The 17,738-nt window shown below is 38.3% G+C and carries 15 protein-coding genes; 5 read left to right on the top strand and 10 right to left on the bottom strand.

Going from position 1 to position 17,738, the window contains the following annotated elements:
• Positions 1-251: 251 nt before the first annotated feature.
• The 4 genes from ACFE6N_RS18725 to proS all read right to left on the bottom strand — a co-directional run bounded on the left by ACFE6N_RS18725 (position 252) and on the right by proS (position 4,737).
• A complete protein-coding gene (locus tag ACFE6N_RS18725; RefSeq protein WP_378938945.1) occupies positions 252-866 on the bottom strand; it encodes a Crp/Fnr family transcriptional regulator in 615 nt (204 codons plus the stop codon).
• Between the two features lie 111 nt (positions 867-977).
• Positions 978-1,823: a TIGR02757 family protein gene (locus tag ACFE6N_RS18720; RefSeq protein ID WP_378938943.1), complete on the bottom strand. Its 846-nt coding sequence runs from the start codon at positions 1,821-1,823 to the stop codon at positions 978-980.
• Positions 1,824-2,037: 214 nt separating this feature from the next.
• A complete protein-coding gene (locus ACFE6N_RS18715) occupies positions 2,038-3,177 on the bottom strand; it encodes a cystathionine gamma-synthase (protein WP_378938941.1) in 1,140 nt (379 codons plus the stop codon).
• A gap of 87 nt (positions 3,178-3,264) precedes the next feature.
• A complete protein-coding gene (gene proS, locus ACFE6N_RS18710; protein ID WP_378938939.1) occupies positions 3,265-4,737 on the bottom strand; it encodes a proline--tRNA ligase in 1,473 nt (490 codons plus the stop codon).
• Between the two features lie 195 nt (positions 4,738-4,932).
• Here proS and ACFE6N_RS18705 point away from each other — a divergent pair, with 195 nt between their 5' ends.
• From ACFE6N_RS18705 to ACFE6N_RS18695, 3 genes are all read left to right on the top strand, one after another.
• Entirely contained in the window at positions 4,933-5,940 is a 1,008-nt protein-coding gene (locus ACFE6N_RS18705; RefSeq protein ID WP_378938937.1) for a hypothetical protein, read from the top strand.
• 21 nt (positions 5,941-5,961) lie between these two features.
• Positions 5,962-7,491, top strand: a complete 1,530-nt coding sequence (locus tag ACFE6N_RS18700; protein WP_378938935.1) for an OmpP1/FadL family transporter — start codon at positions 5,962-5,964, stop codon at positions 7,489-7,491.
• A 171-nt stretch (positions 7,492-7,662) separates the two neighbouring features.
• On the top strand, positions 7,663-9,303 hold the full coding sequence (locus tag ACFE6N_RS18695; protein ID WP_378938933.1) for a hypothetical protein: 1,641 nt from the start codon (positions 7,663-7,665) through the stop codon (positions 9,301-9,303).
• Between the two features lie 210 nt (positions 9,304-9,513).
• Here ACFE6N_RS18695 and ACFE6N_RS18690 read toward each other — a convergent pair whose 3' ends face one another.
• From ACFE6N_RS18690 to ACFE6N_RS18670, 5 genes are all read right to left on the bottom strand, one after another.
• Positions 9,514-11,928: a hypothetical protein gene (locus tag ACFE6N_RS18690; RefSeq protein WP_378938931.1), complete on the bottom strand. Its 2,415-nt coding sequence runs from the start codon at positions 11,926-11,928 to the stop codon at positions 9,514-9,516.
• A 145-nt stretch (positions 11,929-12,073) separates the two neighbouring features.
• Complete coding sequence (locus ACFE6N_RS18685; protein WP_378938929.1) at positions 12,074-12,733, bottom strand: response regulator; 660 nt, start codon at positions 12,731-12,733, stop codon at positions 12,074-12,076.
• Entirely contained in the window at positions 12,726-13,511 is a 786-nt protein-coding gene (locus ACFE6N_RS18680) for a sensor histidine kinase (protein WP_378938927.1), read from the bottom strand. The genes ACFE6N_RS18685 and ACFE6N_RS18680 overlap by 8 nt, the downstream gene beginning before the upstream one ends.
• Positions 13,475-14,068, bottom strand: a complete 594-nt coding sequence (locus ACFE6N_RS18675; RefSeq protein ID WP_378938925.1) for a hypothetical protein — start codon at positions 14,066-14,068, stop codon at positions 13,475-13,477. Before ACFE6N_RS18675 ends, ACFE6N_RS18680 begins: the two co-directional genes overlap by 37 nt.
• Positions 14,069-14,164: 96 nt before the next feature.
• Entirely contained in the window at positions 14,165-14,995 is an 831-nt protein-coding gene (locus tag ACFE6N_RS18670) for a hypothetical protein (protein WP_378938922.1), read from the bottom strand.
• 351 nt (positions 14,996-15,346) lie between these two features.
• Between ACFE6N_RS18670 and ACFE6N_RS18665 the strand changes: the two genes are divergently transcribed.
• On the top strand, positions 15,347-15,571 hold the full coding sequence (locus ACFE6N_RS18665; RefSeq protein WP_378938920.1) for a hypothetical protein: 225 nt from the start codon (positions 15,347-15,349) through the stop codon (positions 15,569-15,571).
• A gap of 105 nt (positions 15,572-15,676) precedes the next feature.
• Positions 15,677-15,820, top strand: coding sequence for a hypothetical protein (locus ACFE6N_RS18660; RefSeq protein ID WP_378938918.1), 144 nt, complete (start codon positions 15,677-15,679; stop codon positions 15,818-15,820).
• 80 nt (positions 15,821-15,900) lie between these two features.
• Here ACFE6N_RS18660 and ACFE6N_RS18655 read toward each other — a convergent pair whose 3' ends face one another.
• Positions 15,901-17,736 (bottom strand): UbiD family decarboxylase, encoded by a 1,836-nt coding sequence (locus ACFE6N_RS18655; RefSeq protein ID WP_378938916.1) that lies wholly within the window; start codon positions 17,734-17,736, stop codon positions 15,901-15,903.
• Positions 17,737-17,738 lie beyond the last annotated feature (2 nt).

Raw genomic sequence — 17,738 nt, 5'->3', positions numbered from 1 at the left:
GATTGAGGAGAAAAATAAAATATCAGTATTGGTTGCTGACGCATATAAGGGAAAACATTTTAAACAGGAACGGCCACCAATGTATACCCAATACTACATATTAAAGAAAAAACGTAGCTGAATCTGATGTCGTGTATAAAAAATATTTTATTGACAAAAGTCAACTCAATATTTAAGGGTGTTATTAATACTACATACTGATTAACGCCATTACATGAAATACAGAAGCAAAGAAAACTCATTAAAAATGATCAGATCCTGGCACGGATACGGCTCAGTGTTTCCAACCTGATGGCGAGGAAAGAAGCAATGTATTTTAGTGAAACCCGGTTAATAAGATCGGGAAAAGAAACCAGGAACCGTTGGTATCGTTTTTCAGCAGAAGAAATTCTGCAGAGATAGGCCCGTTCTTCTGCCGATCGGTAATATAACTCCATCATCTTCCTGCCCACAATATTCGCTTCGGTAAAGTTCTCGTACAGGTGTTCTGACAGAACGTGCGGAATGGCAATCAAATCAACATCTTCCAATGCCTGTAAATATTCATCTGATTCGCTTTCTAACCATAAATTGCGTATGGTACCCACTACTTCGTTTTCTTTCGCAATCCAGGTGGTAATTTCGGTACTTCCGTCTTTTATAAATCCCCTGACAACGCCTTTTACAATCAAAAACAGATATTTATTGCGGTCAACCGGCGAAATGACGTATTTGTTCTTTCTATAGCTGACTGGAAACGTATGCTTATTGATGCGTCTTTCAATTTCATCATTTAACGGATGAAACTTTTTGAAAATATCGATCAGTGGCGAAGAATTGTTGTATTTTTTCCACTTGTCCTCATCAGATATATTAACTGCAATCATAGCATTAGGGTTCGGATAGACAAATTTTTCCTTTTAAAGAAATTTGCCTGTAATAATAAGCACATTGATTTTAAAAAAGAAGTTTTTAATCACTTATCACTCAAAATGACATTAAAACGTTTTCTCTACCCCAAGGCCAAATAATGCAAAGTCGTACTTCACCGGATCTGAGGGGTCGAATTCCTTTAACCGGGCAGTTAACTCTACCGCTGTTAACCAATCGGTTTGCTTTCGGTTAATGAGACCTAACAACCGCCCTACCCTGTCTACATGTACATCGCAAGGGCAAATCAGATCTTTAGGCTTCAGCCTGTCCCAGATCCCGAAATCAACGCCGTTATGATCAGCCCTGACCATCCACCTTAAAAACATATTTAAACGCTTGCAGGTTGATTTTTGCTCTGGTGAAGAGATATGCTTCTTGGTACGGTGCGGAAAATCATCAAGCGAAAAAAAATACTGCCTGAAATAATTGAGGCTTTGCTCAATGGAAGCCTGGAGCTGCCCGGCTAAACAAACCTCGGGCGCGGCATAGCTTACCACTTTAGCTACCTTGATACAGGCGTCAGGAAATACTTCCTGTTTCGGCAGAAAAGCCTGTTCCAAACTATCAAACCGGCTGTAATGCATATTGAAGAACGAAATAAAATAAAGAAGATCTGTATCGTTAAAGGTACGGTGCTTAAAGTGAAGCAGCCGTTTTAAATCATTGTCGTTATGGTTCAGCACAAAATCGTATGGGGCATTGTCCATCCGGTTAAGCAAATCGCGGCATTTACTGATGATGGTTTTCCGTTGACCCCAGGCCAGAACCGCAGCAAAAAAACCGGCAATTTCGATATCCTGTTTTTTATCAAAAAGATGCGGAATGCAAACCGGATCGTTTGCGATAAAATCAGGATGATTGTACTGCTCGACTTTGCGGTCAAGAAAATTCTTTAGCTCCAGAAATTGCATATGGGTAATTATTTTTTACGAAAACAGCAGCACATCAGCAGCTAACTAAACCGGGTTGAAACGGTATCCTTTTTTGTTTTGGAGATTTGATAAAGCCGGCACTTCGGCAAAAAGATGTAGGGTAAAGCCGGACGAAAACTAACCTTAGCACGGCAGCTGCTTTACAAAAAATAAAAAAACCGGGCAAATGATCACCATAATGCCCGATAGAATTTTAAGCCAATGCGCGTTCCAGATCTTCCAAAAGATCATCAATATCTTCTACCCCCACGCTTAAACGCAGCAGATTATCTGTTACCCCAACTTTCTCCCTTTCTTCTTTTGGAATGGAACCATGCGTCATGGTAGCCGGGTGATTGATTAAAGATTCTACCCCGCCTAAAGATTCGGCAAGTGTAAATACCTTAAAGTTAGATGAAATCCGGAAGGTTTCTTCCAGATCAGCGTTTTTCAACGTAATCGAAATCATGCCTCCAAAGCCCCGCATCTGTTTTTTAGCCACCGCATGGTTAGGATGATCTTCGAAACCCGGCCAATAGATTTTATCAACCTTTGGATGTGTTTTTAGATAATGTGCAATACGCTCCCCGTTTTCGCAATGTGCCCTCATCCGGAGATGAAGCGTTTTAATGCCCCTTAAAACCAAAAAGGCATCTTGCGGACCCGGTGTTGCACCACAGGCATTGTAAATAAACCACAGCTCTTTATACAATTGCTCATTATTGGTTACCAACGCCCCCATTACCACATCAGAGTGGCCACCGATATATTTGGTTACCGAATGCATCACAATGTCGGCACCGAGATCAATAGGGTTTTGCAGGTATGGCGAGGCAAAGGTATTGTCGACAGTTAATATAAGGTTTTTCTCCTTGGTAATTTTTGCTACCCCTTCAATATCAATAATCTGCATGGTTGGATTGGTTGGTGTTTCTATCCAAACCAGCTTTGTTTTATCGTTGATATAAGGCAACATATTTTCTGGCCTGGAAAGATCCAGAAAATGGAATTTGATGCCATATTTGCTATATATTTTAGTGAAAATACGGTATGAGCCACCATAAAGATCATTTCCGGTAATCACTTCATCCCCCGGTTGCAATAATTTTAATACCGCATCAGTAGCGCCCATCCCGCTGGAAAAGGCTAAGCCATATTTGGCATTCTCTAATGCGGCCAAACAATCTTCCAGAGCCTTACGGGTAGGGTTTGTTCCTCTTGAATACTCGTAGCCCTTGTTATCTCCGGGAGATTTTTGCCAATAGGTGGAGGTTTGATATATGGGTGTCATTACGGCACCAGTAGTTGGATCAGGCTCTTGCCCGGCATGTATGGCTTTAGTTGCGAATTTCATTTTTTTTTAGTTTTGAGATTTGAGACAATAGATGTGAGATACAAGATTTGTTTTCTCTCAAATCTTATATCTCACTCTAAAACCGACCTAATATGCTCTTGCAAACAATACCCTTTGGGTAGACGGCTTTCCTGAATAAATACAAACGCCATCTTCCAGTTTATTATTCAAAGGGATACAACGTATAGTTGCTTTCGTTTCTTCCTTAATTTTTTGTTCCGTTTCCGGCGTTCCGTCCCAATGTGCCGAAATAAAACCGGCCTTGGTATCCAGCAGTTCCTGAAACTCTTCGTAGCTGTTCGCTTCGGTGATATGTTCATCGCGATAAGCCAATGCCTTGTTGAACATACTCTGCTGAATATCTTCCAATAATTTGGCTACGTAAATATCCAGGCCTTCCTGCGGTACTGTTTGTTTAACTTTAGTATCTCTTCGGGCAATTTCTACCGTTTTATTTTCCAGGTCACGGCCGCCAATCGCGATGCGCACAGGCACGCCTTTCATTTCGTAATCTGCAAATTTAAAGCCCGGGCGTTGTGTATCACGGTCGTCATATTTAACCGAAATGCCCATACCTTTTAAACGCAAACTTAATTCGTTAACGTATGCTGAGATTTTGGACAGATCTTCATCACTTTTGTAGATAGGAACAATAACTACCTGTACCGGTGCCAGTTTCGGTGGAATAACCAGGCCGGAATCATCACTATGGGCCATAATCAATGCCCCCATTAAACGGGTAGAAACGCCCCATGATGTAGCCCATACATGGTCTAATTTTCCATCTTTGCCCGTAAATTTAACATCAAAAGCTTTTGCAAAATTCTGTCCTAAAAAGTGCGAAGTACCCGCCTGCAGCGCTTTACCATCCTGCATCAGTGCTTCAATGCAATAGGTATCGAGCGCACCGGCAAAACGCTCATTCGGAGATTTACGACCCCTGATTACCGGAACGGCTAACCAGTTTTCTGCAAAATCGGCATAGATATGCAACATACGTTCGGTTTCTTCAATCGCCTCTTCTGCAGTAGCATGGGCCGTATGTCCTTCCTGCCATAAAAATTCAGCCGTACGCAGAAACAGCCTTGTACGCATCTCCCACCTTACTACATTGGCCCATTGGTTAATGAGTATGGGTAAATCGCGGTACGACTGGATCCACCCCTTATAGGTATTCCAGATAATGGTTTCTGAAGTTGGCCTGACGATTAATTCTTCTTCCAATTTGGCAGTTTCGTCTACAATGATATTGCCATTACCGTCATTTTTAAGCCGGTAATGTGTGACAACAGCACATTCTGTCGCAAATCCCTCTACGTGAGAGGCTTCCTTTGAAAAAAATGACTTTGGGATGAATAATGGAAAATAAGCATTCTGATGCCCGGTATCTTTAAACATCTTATCGAGTATGGCCTGCATTTTTTCCCATATGGCATAGCCATTGGGCTTTATAACCATGCAGCCACGCACCGCAGAATGCTCTGCAAGGTCGGCTTTCAATACGATATCATTATACCACTGGGAATAATCTGTTTCTCTACTTGTAATTTCTTTGCTCATCTTATGTATTTGGAACGTAATTTGTACGTTAAAATGTGTAAAATTAATGGCAAATTTATAAATTTATGCCTACAAACGATTAACAACAACCTCAAATATTTTACAGCTGTTCTTCGATCAAAAAAATAGGCAATAATTCTTTACTTTTGATTTGTTTATTACATAAGTAAACGCACACAACTAAATATAAACACAATGAAACCAATTAAATTTTTACCCATTGTCATGATTGCCACCGCTGGGATGGTGGCCTCATGTTCAACATCCAAATTGGCTCAGACAAAGCCGGTTGATGATGTTTATAATTCTGTAGCGAAAGCCAGAGAGGTGGAAGTTGTTCTTCCTGCTCAAAATCAACAGGCGCAGAATCAAAACAACGGTCAGGAAGAATATGATGAGTACTATGGAACTAGCAATCCATATTACGACATGGATTATGCTTCCAGGATCAACCGTTTTCATAACGGATACAGCTTTCAGGGCTATTATGACCCGTATTTCGATAACTACTATTATGGCAACAGTTATGGCCCTTCCAACTATTTAGGTTTTGGTTTGGGCTGGAACAGCGGTTATGGTTTAGGCGGCTGGGGCTTTGGTGGCGGCTGGGGCTGGGGCAGTATCTGGAACAACCCCTTCTATTATGGCAACTATGGTTACGGCTGGAATAACCCCTGGGCATGGAACGCCTGGGGACCTTACTCCTATTATGACCGTTTTGGCTGGGGCGGTGGATACTACGGCGGAGGCTGGGGTATCGGCGGCGGATATTATGGTGGCGGTGTATATACCAACAACAATTTCAGACCAAGGCCAGGAAGTAATGACAGAGGTACCCCTAGATATGGCAATGGAAATGGTGGTAACTTAGGAAGGCCAAGCAGAAGTGGTATCGTGAATCAGAACGGAGGCGTATCTTACGCACCAAACAACAATGCCGGCAGGCCGGTTAGAAACCAGGGTAGCTATAGCCAAAATGACGGCATGCAAAGCGGCAGACCAACCAGAAACAGTAATTATTCACCTCAGCAAGGTTCACAAAGTGGCAGACCTACCAGAAATGAAGGTTATACCCCTCCTGCAAGAACCGAAAGCAGACCAACTTATTCTCCTCCACCATCATCATATGGCGGCGGCGGCGGTGGCTCTACTGGTGGTGGCGGCGGTGGTGGCTCAAGACCATCAAGAGCTGGAAGAGGTTAATTATAAAATCTAAACACACAAATGAAAAAAATAATCCTGGCTTCTCTAGTAGCTACAGTAGCTGCTATGGGAACAACATATGCCCAAAGTTATGCACCTGATGCATTCCGTTTCTCTCAAACCAATTATGGTAGCTCTGCCCGTTTTAAAGGAATGGGCGGCGCGCAAATCGGCGTTGGTGGAGACATCGGTTCTATTAATGCCAACCCTGCCGGATTAGGCTTATTTACCAAATCGGAATTTAGCATCACACCCGAATTTAATTCAGTTTCTAATAACAGTGCTTATCTTGGAAACAACACGAAAGCCAACAAGAACCAGATAAATCTGAATAATATTGGCGTGGTTTTTTACAGCCCCGCAGCTAAAATGAAAGGATCTGCTGTAGATAAAGGTTTAGTAAGTACGGTATTTGGCTTAAGCTATACCCGCAACAATGATTTTTTGAATAACATCAATTACAATGGTTTAAATACCAATAGCTCCATCAGGGATTCTTACGTAGATCAGGCCAATAATTTCGGTGTATCAAACAGCATTGCTGGTGATGCCTACAACAGTTTCCTGATTAATAAAAACACCCCTACTTATCCGAACCGATATTCTGCCGAGCCTTATAATAATGCCAGTTTCCAACAGAACTGGAACGAATCGAGGTTAGGTTCCACTTCGGAATTTAACGTGGCTGGTGCACTTAATTTTGGCAATAAGGTATACATTGGTGCTACAGCAAGTTTTGTTAATGTAAGGTACACCAGCGACGCGGCATTTACTGAGTCAGGTATTGTTAATTCTTATAATGATGGCGACGCTGTACCTACCTACAACGGAAATGAAAATTATACCCTTAACCATTTCAGGAACCAGGAAACCAAAGGCGGTGGATTTAACTTGAAATTAGGTGCTATTTTCAGACCGGTTAGCGAATTAAGAATCGGTTTAAATTTCCAGACACCAACCTGGATGAACATTGAAGATAATACCAGTGAGACTTTGCAAGCTACCACTGCAGGAAATGCGAATACAGGACCAACCAAATCTAACAATCCAACTCAATATTATGCATTCACATATAACCTACGTACACCACTTAAAGCTTCAGCTGGTATCAGTTATGTTATTGCAGGTACTGCCTTAATATCAGCTGATGTGGATTATGTAGATTATTCTTCTATGCGTTTCTCTGATGCTAACGGCTCAGATATTTCAACCATCAATGCCAACAATTCTTTTATCAAAAATAATTATAAAGAAACTATCAACTATAGAGCCGGCGCTGAGGTAAAAGTAACTAATGAATTAAGTCTACGTGCAGGTTATGGAGTAAATGGAAGTGGTATTAAAGATGGTGACAACAATTTCTTTAAAGGTCAATACTACACGGGTGGTATCGGATATCGTATAGATAATTATTATTTCGATGTTGCATATCAAAACTACAAAAATAATTTTTACTCAAGTCCATACGAACTAAACGATGGAACTGAACCCCTGGCAGAGGTAAAAAGTAACAGAAATAATGTATACTTCACTTTTGGGGTAAGATTTTAATTATAATTTTTAAATTCGCTAAAGCCATAAGACTTACGTTTTATGGCTTTTTTTCATTGAACACACCTTTATATTAAACTGCAAAATTTGTAAATATAAATTATGTAATAATGTATAACAATACACATATCATGTATTTTAACTATCATTACAGTTAAATATAAATTCGATATGAAATACAAAATCTGTTATTTAATAATGCTTGCACTATTATTTTCATGCAAGAAAGAAAAAAATCAAGAACGATCGACTCTTAATACAGAGCCTAGTAAAAAACAGAGTGCAAAAGTTATTTTCTCAAGAGTTTTAGCTATAGCACTAGAGAAAGAACCTAACTTAAGATTATTTATAAGAAATGAAGCTTTAAAGCAATTTGACATGGATAATGATGTTCTGTTTCAAATGGTAAAAGATGAAAAAATCACAAAAAACCAAACCTTTTATCAGATAATGTCTAAATATTCTGAATCAAAAACAACATTAGATTCAGTAATAAACAGCTTACCAACTTTGACCATTATGGTTCCCGAATTACCCAATTTTACCCCTATTAATTGGAAAACAGAATCTGAGATACCCCAAGTAGCAATTTCGCCAGAAAACAAGAATTTCAGGGATATTGATTTATATAATTCAAAAGGCGAAATAACTAAAATTGCCTATGGTGCCATACCGAACTTTCCTGTAGTAGTTGTAAAAGAAAATGAAAGGGTTAACGTTAGCATTAACAATATTGATAAGTCACCAATATCGTCTACCCTATTAAGAACATCTGTTGAATCTAATCCATCAAACTTTCTTTCGAAAGATAATATGAGCTTTAGTTTTAGCAATGAGGCATTCAATGGAATGGAAAAATCGTCCTTAAGTAAGTCCAGCTTATCCAACGCTAATAAACTGGCTTTAACTAACGAAAATAAAATCAGCAGGGTTGTGAATGTAAATTTAACAAATCAACCCAACGCACTAGATCCTTCAGTTATAGAGGCATTTAATATTAATCTAGATTGGCACCGGGATTATATATACTATGGTTTAAATCCTAACCTTGGTATCGATAAAGGAAAATTCAACAATAGGATGATTGAGCATATTGTATCAATCCGAATGAAAGATGGCAACTACACTAGAATAAGTGATCAGGCCGAAGATCCAACCGTTAGCGAGCAGTGGGTACAACCTAGACCTGAGCGAGGAGGTTATGTAACAAATTGGACTGATGGATATTTTGATATAAGAATTTCTATTTTAATCAATGCCAAAAATGGCGCAGGTACTCAATTGAATAAAGTAATATCTGCAAGAGGTTCTGACTTATATGATATCAAATATAGAACTGAAGGTGTGCCAGGACGTCCGGGAAGTACGCAACTTAGATTTGATGGACTGACACCAAAAGACTATATTCTGAATGAGCCTATAGTTGCTTGGAATCTTGAAAATTATGGAGCAGCATGGAAATTTATTGTTAGTGAATATGATCCGTCAGAAGAAATTATAACAACCTTTAATGAATCAACAAAATTTGCAACAAATTTTAACTATGAGATAGGCTTTGGAGAAAAAGTTAAGGTAGGCTATAAATTTGGTATAACTCAAGAAACAACTTCAAGCTCAACATATCAATATAAAACAACAAGAGGATCCGATGAACTTGGGGAAGGTATTTTAGAGTTTGGATCTCCAATAATCTTAAGAAAGGAGCAATATACATACACAGGTAGAAATGGCACTGTTATTGGATACAATTACATTACAAATGAAGTTAGCTGTGGAGCTATTTACCTTGCAATTGAGCCTCGAAAAATATAAATTCATCATTTAAAAATCGTAAGAATCTAGTTATCTGGTATTGATCGCATATACATTTTTGCACTACCGAGTTTTCTTTAATCCAAAATTTTCTAGTAAAAATGATAATGAATGGAAAAGAGTTAACTCCCATGAATTCTATTCTAGTCGATAAAAATGAAGTTTAGAAACGATATAAAAACGGCTTCAGCTTAAAAACTGAAGCTGTTTTTATTTACTCTTCACCAAAATCTCTTGCTCCCCATACACCACACCCCCATCCGTTACCCCCTGTACAACAATTTTAAATGCCCCGGTTAAATCGCCTGTGTTAAAGCTGACAGGTGTTTTTCCTGTATTGCTCAATTTTACTTGCTGGTTCCAATAAATAGTTGTTGCATTTATGGGTTCATCCATATTTGAAACATCGTATTTATAAAACTTTTTTGGCATTTGAATACCCTTTATGATAGAAATATTGGCATCCACCTCCTTTATTTGGCAACCAAAATAGGTAACCAGATTACCATCCTGATCACGATATCTACCGTTAGGTTTTGCTGGTCTGTTCCGAGAATCTCCAGCATGATTAACGCAATTTAAAATATTAGACTCGCATACGTAGTCGCCACACCGGTTCACTCTGGGTTGATTGGAAAAAACTCCCGTGTTGAAATTGTCTTTTTTCTTTGCAATAACAACCTCTTTCAAATTTATTCCCGCAGATACCTTTATCGCTGCATCTTGTATCATCCCCGAAACAGGTTTGTCTGGATTTCCGAAAGAAGTCTGTTGCAACTGGGTTTTGATCTGCGCTAATGGATCATCAATCTTTATCGAAAATATTGCGGGGTTTCGGGCATTCATGCTTAGCCAAACATCACTTTTATCATCGATAATGAGATTTGAAAACGGAATGGTAAACTTTCCGCTGCTATCGGTACTAAAGGAATTGATATTGGTTTTGGCAATAGTATGTAATTCCATCGGCGATTTAATCGTACTTTTTCCTTTTGACACCCAACCTTTAACTTCACTACTTGAGAAAACAATTGAGTCGTTAATTGGTGTCTGTTGCCATTGGTAGCCACGCCATCCCTTTATTAAAAAAACCTTATTTAAATAGGCTTTGTCTTTGATTTTTACAGAAGAAAAATCATAAGGCAACGTAGCTAACTCCTTTTCCAGATATACATAATCGACAATATTTTTATTATTTACACTGGAAAAGCGATTGGATTGTGCACATGAAATGGATACAAATCCATTTATACTATCTAATCCTTTTCTATGATAGTCGAGCGTTAGTTTTACGCTATCTCTTTTTTCATAAAGACTCTTATCTGTTTTCAAATTGAGACTAACCAATTGATCATGATGCGCAAAAAAGAGACGCTCAGCCAAGGGCTTAAATCCGGCGTCTAAAATCGTAATTTTGTTTAAGCCGGGTTTCACAGAATCAAGATTAAATCGTAGTTTCTGAATAAGTCCACCGCTAAGCCCGAGCTCACTTTGCAGAGATATTTCATTACCGTTGTGGATTACGGCATAAATCTTTGTGTCGTGATTTGCAAGTAAGCTTATCCTGAGATCACGATCTACTACCGCATCAGCGGCTGTCATTACCAAACCTCGATTAAGAATATTGGGAAGTTCATACTGATTTTGGTCATTTGATGAAATCAATCGAAGGGAATATCTATATCCAACCTTGGGCAAAATGCTAAATATACCTACTCCGGAAAAATCTGTAGAAAAGCTGTCAACGGGTAGGTCATTTTCAAATAAATAAGCCTTGAGCTGAGCAGGAGCATTTTTTAAATCCCGAACTTCATACCCTACCCTGCTGGGCAATCCGTTAACAAGATACCCACCCTCGGGGTAAAAGTTAACCTTATATCTGCTAATCTCAGGCGAAGGTAAATCATATTTAATATGCCTTTTATCTTTATTCTTTTTGATAGATACAGATAATATATTATTGGTGCTATCTATCTTTACAGTTGGATAAGGAATAACTGCCTCGCCTATGTTATTGGTTTTTATATGGCCATGTGATATTACTTTTGACTTTCCGAAAGCATAACCAATTTCTGCATTTTCAACAAAATGATGGTCACTGGTCAACACTTTAAGCAGCACATTATCAGCAGCGGCATGAATGCCCTTCTTTATTAAACTAAAATGCGGAACCATCATATTTACTGTATTAGATATGATGGATACAGGCTGTATAAACATAGCTTCAATCTTCCCATTAGCCTGAATATTTGTATTAACGACAAAGTTATAGGATCCGCTTAAAAGTGAATCGGGCAAATTAAAGCTCCCAAATGAAAATCCATCCTGTATCAGAAATCTTTCCTGTAATACAACAGTACTGTCTATGCTATTTACTAAAGAAATGTAAAGTGTATGATGGTTATCTAGAGGTAGCACTGATTTCAACAAATAACCCGTAAACCAAACCTGTTCACTATTGGTATAAATGTTTTTATCAAAATGTACAAACAGGCTAGATTGGAGATTACTCAAACCATAACTATTCAGGTTTGTAGCCACACTATCGAGTTGATGATTTTGTGCCTTTGCTGAAACATGAAACAACACTGATAAAAAAAGAATTAGCAAAGGTTTTAAAAGCATAATATTAGTATGCTTAAAAATCAGCTTTTTATTTTAATTATTCAAATAAATCCAAATTGGTAAACTTGATTGCTATAATTGGTGAAGATAATTAGCACACAGATATTTAAATTGTTTTGCTTTACTATGCAACATATCACTCTTTCTAAATTTTAACTATTCCATGCTTTACCGCATACAAAGCCAATCCTGTACGGCTTTTGAGCTGCAGTTTTTCACAAAGTGAATTCCTATACCCATCAATGGTACGCGGACTCACAAACATTTCTGCTGCAATTTCATTATAGGTCTTTTCTGTACAGGTATGTTTTAAAAATTCCATCTCCCGTTCAGTTAATTTTACAAAACCTGATAGCTTTGAACCAGGTGATAAAGCACTCAACGATTGCATGACCTTTCGGGTAACCAGATCATTGTAAAAGTAGCCTTTGCTTAATACCTCATCAAAAGCCATTTTAAGTTCTTCAGGTTCAGCATCTTTCAGCACATAACCTTTAGCACCATTGGTAATCATCTTAATGATGGCCGTTTCGGCATCCATTGTACTTAACGCAAGTATATTTACCTCGGGATGATTCCTGTGCAACCATGAAGCCGTGCTATAGCCATCCATTTCAGGCATATTGATATCTAACAACGCAATGTCTGGTACACCATATATTTCTAACTGTCTGATAAAATCCTGGCCGTTGGCGGCCTCAAATAAGATATTATAGCCCTGAAAATAGCTGATCAATGCGGCCAATCCTTTTCTAAATAATACATGATCATCAACCAAGGCTATCTGTTTAATCTGGTCAGACATAAGGTATAGTTAAGGTAATTTTTGTTCCATTATTAATCACACTGTCGATTGTCGCTTCTCCCATAATCAATTTAGCGCGCTTTACAATATTCAAAAGACCTAATCCGGTATCAATTTTGGCTTTTTCAACGGTGCTAAAACCGACACCGTTATCTGCAATCGTGATGTTTAGCTGTTCTGAAAAATCAAATCCGACCTCTATTTTGGTGGCCTGGGCATGCTTTAAAATATTTTGCAAACTTTCCTGTACAATCCTGAAAGTGATTATTTTCTTCTGTTCGGTAATGTGCTGCTCTTTACCGGTTACCTCAACTTTGCTTACAATTGCCCCTGCCCTGCTTATGCGTTGCAGCTCCTGCTCAATGGCCTGCACCAGGCTTAACTCCTGGATGCGGCTCGTACTCAAACTTTTCGCAATATCACGTAAATCGTTTAGCGCATTGCCCACATTCCCTTTAATCTCGGTGACCAAAACTTTATCGCTTACTTCTTTTTTTTCCAGCAAACTTAACTGCAGTTTAGCCAAGCTAAGTAACTGTCCAACATTATCATGTATTTCCTGACTTATGGTATCAAATGTCTGCTCCTGCATTTCCAAACGCGATTGCAGCAACTGCTCGCCGTACTGTTTTTCCAGTTCTCCTTTTTCTTTTGCATACTGAAATTTCTTTTTCTGAAAATAGAGCATAAAGAAAACAATCGCACTACTCAGTGCGAAAAAAATAATGATGCTGGGAATAATTACGAAGAGTACTTCTCTGTCTTGATCGTTTTGCATAAAAAAGCGTAAGCAAACAATAAATACATGATGATATTGGTGATTAGATTTAATTTTTTCAGCTTGACCGCTAACTGCTCATAATTTGCGGTTAAATAATGGAACATTCCCATATAGGGTACAACGCAGGTATAATACACAATCAAGCCGATAGCAACCCAGAATCCACCTTCGTTTAAAAGTGAAGTTGTTTCGTTTGATGTTAATTTCTCGTAGCAGTAGATAAGCGCAAAAAAAATAATCGTTGTTCCGCCAAACACAAAAGAATAGCTACTCCACTGCAAGATATTAAAGCAATAAAAACTAAATATATACCAGAGCACCGGGAATATAAACAAGAATAGGTTTATTGCTTTTAGCACGTAGGTATTTTTGACAATCTGCCTGAAGAAATAAGCATAGAACATAAATTCCACCAGAATAAAAAAATTATACTGGGGTAATATATTTCCCTGATAACCAAAATTTTGCCTGAATAAAAACACACTCAATTCCAGCAAAAAAGTATAAGTGCATAACAAAGCAACTGTTTTGAGTTGCCTTGTTATTTTGTTCATTTGGTAAATACCTGTGATGGCGGATACCCCCAGCGAGATAAGATATAGATATTTGAGATACATAAAATTTAAATACATATCTAAAATAAGTATTTCCTATTGATCTGAGACATCAAGTGCTGCCATATTATCATTTGATGGCGGTGGTGTGGGATCTCCGGTATCAAAAGTATCGCCAATAAATCTATTTACAGTTAATTCATACCTATAATTAAACTCTTCACTATCAATATCTTCAATACCAATATCCCTGTTCTTGCTCATAAAGGTAAAACCGATTGTTAGACGCTGTCTTCTATCTTCTGCGCCTGATACCGGTTTAGGAAAAGAATAGGCCAGGTTCGTGTATGATACAAAACGGATACCGAACCCAGTTACCATACTTCCCGCCTTACCTTTTTGGTATATCATTTCATCACGAGTTTGTATCATCTGCTCCGAACTAAACCACACGTGCTTTGTTTCATGGATAAAATAAGTTCGGTCATTGTCTGATAGGGTTTCAAAAAGAATTTTAAGTTTTATGTTTTGATAATTATGAACCCAAAGTCTGGCTTGATCCTCCTCAATCTTATCGAAGGTTTTTCCATTGAAAGCGTAATAAGTTTTATCATCAAGATGATTTACGCCATTGGTTTTGACAAAAATGAGTGTAAGTACGCCACATTTATCTTTATATACATTTCCATCTCTTGATGGAGAGGCAAAATATACTCTCACTCCATCATCTTTTTTAAGCCCTTCGGTTAATTTGGTAAAAAAATCAATTGCTGCATCTATATTCACAAAATCAATCTTTCTGGTTTCCTGTTCACCTTCCTGCAAAGATGTAATGACATTCAGTATTGGATACTTGTAATTATTGAACCATAGTTCTCGATAATTACTTTCCTGTTTGGTAACAAATGTTTTTGGTAATGGTTCCATAGCTTTTAATTTAGTTTGAGGTTTATAAATAACTTATACCTAAATATACAGGATGAAAATTTGAAATTGAAAATTCTCCAACCATACCCCACTCAGACAAACAGCATTTCAACGCCTTAAAAATCAAGCCATAACGCATTTAAATTGAGTATCACATTCTTTAAACCTCTTCTATTTATTTTAAAATACAGCGATTTTACGGTAGTGCATTGCGTTTTTCACGCGTACAGATTCGAGCGCTTTCACGCTTGATTTAGATATGGTTTCTATGGTAGTTTTGAATGAGCAATTGGTTTAATGGGGAAGCTGAAAACCAAAAAGAGTAGGCACTAGAATTAAAAGAATTTAAAAATGAGTTCACTTGGAGAATTAAATCAAAAATTTGACTTAGATGTATTATCAGAACAGTTAAAGGCAACTGTTGACTCAAAAGATCCGGTAGGATATATGCGAAGCAACATTAACTGGGAAATTGATAAAGATTTAGACGACAAACCGAATTTGGATATGGTTGCAAATATGATGAGCGTATCATATTCATCAAATATTGGCTATGAAATGTGGAATCCATTTTGAAGGTTCCTTGAATGGCTGGGCAGAAATAAAACGGCAAGCCAGATAAAAAAAATTCTTTGTAAAATCTATGCTGAAATACAAAAACTGATTGACGAAGAAGCGGGATTGAAAAAAATATTAACTGTTGCATTATCAGCAATAGCGGCTACAATCGGGATAGGTGCCATCAATCCGATGATCCTCACTTTGGTTGTAGGTTTTCTCGCAACAATGATTTTAAAAGGTGCAGCCAATTTTTGTGGTATTTAATTTTTATTTTATTACATCAATAGTAATAAACAACTCTTAAAACCATGTCTTATACTCGCATAATTAGTAGGATTTTCAGGTTATATCATTCCAAATAACCTTGCACCCTCTTTACCCATCTCATCTATTTTAGCCTCAACCATTGCATCTTTAATCAATTCTGGTGCGTGGTGGGGCTTTTTTCGTGCATCAATAACCAATGGTCCTTTACAGCCCCAGTGTTTATTAATGGTAAAATCATTAATGCCGTAAATATCTGCTGCAGGGTTGCTTCTTGTAAAAGTTACCCAAACAAAATTATTAACCGTTGCAGCGGTAAACAATGCGTCATCAGCCAGAATAATTAATGGTAGGCCCGATAAATCCTGATTCATTAGTGCCATGTTTAACATGGCCATTTCAGCAGCCGTTTTCTCAGCATTTTTATACTTATTGCCTTGCAGGACTAAAATCCCTGGCATCGCTATTTTTGGTTGATTAAAATCGTGACTCAGCCTTAGTCCTTCAGGAATTTTATCCCACAATTCGCGTTTTTTTTCCCCTGCTGCAGCAATAACAACCTTCGATCCACTATTTAATCCGTCGCCACTGTAATCAAGGGTATCAATGGTGGTATTAGTGTAAAAATGAATGTCTCTGCTAAAATCTACCCGTTCCAGTACGTGTTTTATAAAATCGTCGATATGGTGCGTACTTAAATGCTGATCATCTTCCTGAGCTGCAATAAAAAGATATTTAGCCAGGCTCAACTGGTTTTTACCTAAAATATGATTTGCTATGGTTAAAATCTCCTGCGGCCTTCTTTCTTTTAAATAAGGTGTATAACGCTCACTACCTATGGCAAAAAGCAAGGGATGTACACCTGCCGCATCTACTGCATGTACTTCTTTTAAACCATGTATTTCCTGCGGAATGGCCGAACCTGTAATCTCATGAATCAGTGCGCCAAAGCTGGTATCTTCCTGCGGCGGACGACCAACCACCGTAAATGACCATATGGCATCTTTTTTATGGTACACGTTGTGTACTTTCATTAAAGGAAACGGATGCGTTAAGCTATAATATCCCAAATGATCTCCAAAAGGCCCCTCCGGCTTATTTTCATTGGGATATACGGTTCCTGTGATGATGAAATCAGCATCTGCAGAAATGCAAAAACCTTCATCATCATAAAAATAACGGAAGCACCTGTTGCCAAGTGCGCCGGCAAAAGTCATTTCAGACAATCCCTCTGGCAAGGGCATTACAGCGGCCAGCGGGTGTGATGGCGGGCCGCCGACAAAAATACTCACCTTTAGGGGTTGCCCCAGCGCATTGGCTTTCGATTGATGCACGCCTATGCCCCTATGAATCTGATAGTGTAAACCGATCTCTTTGTCACGAATATAATCGTTTCCAGCCAGCTGGATCCGGTACATACCTAAATTGGCATTCATTACGCCAGGCTTTTCTATGTCTTCAGTATATACCTGCGGCATGGTAACAAAAGGTCCTCCATCCATAGGCCAGTTCACAATCTGTGGTAACTGACTGATGCTGGTTTTGATAAACTTATTTTTAGCAGAAGGTGTTTTTAGCGGCAGTGCAGATAAAGCTGACATTGCAGAACCGACATATTTGAAAGGATTTTTTAACGCCTTCATGGGGTCGTTCCTCAAGGCAACCAACTGTTGCACTTTGGGTAAGGTATCTCTGAAAATGAACTTTGATCTCTCTAAAGTTCCAAATAAATTGGAAACGGCAGGAAACGGGCTTCCTTTCACTTTTTCAAATAGAATAGCCGGACCTTTATTTTCGTAAACCCGTAAATGGATCGCGGCCATTTCCAAATAAGGATCTACTTGTTCTTTTATCCTGATCAAATGACCATGTTTTTCGAGATCTGAAACACATGCTGCTAAACTTTTGTATGCCATGT

The organism is Pedobacter sp. BG31 (genome assembly GCF_042464845.1).
Lineage (GTDB): Bacteria > Bacteroidota > Bacteroidia > Sphingobacteriales > Sphingobacteriaceae > Pedobacter > Pedobacter suwonensis.
Note: the sequence above shows the minus strand (reverse complement) of the source record. Positions and strands in the feature narration are given on the sequence as shown.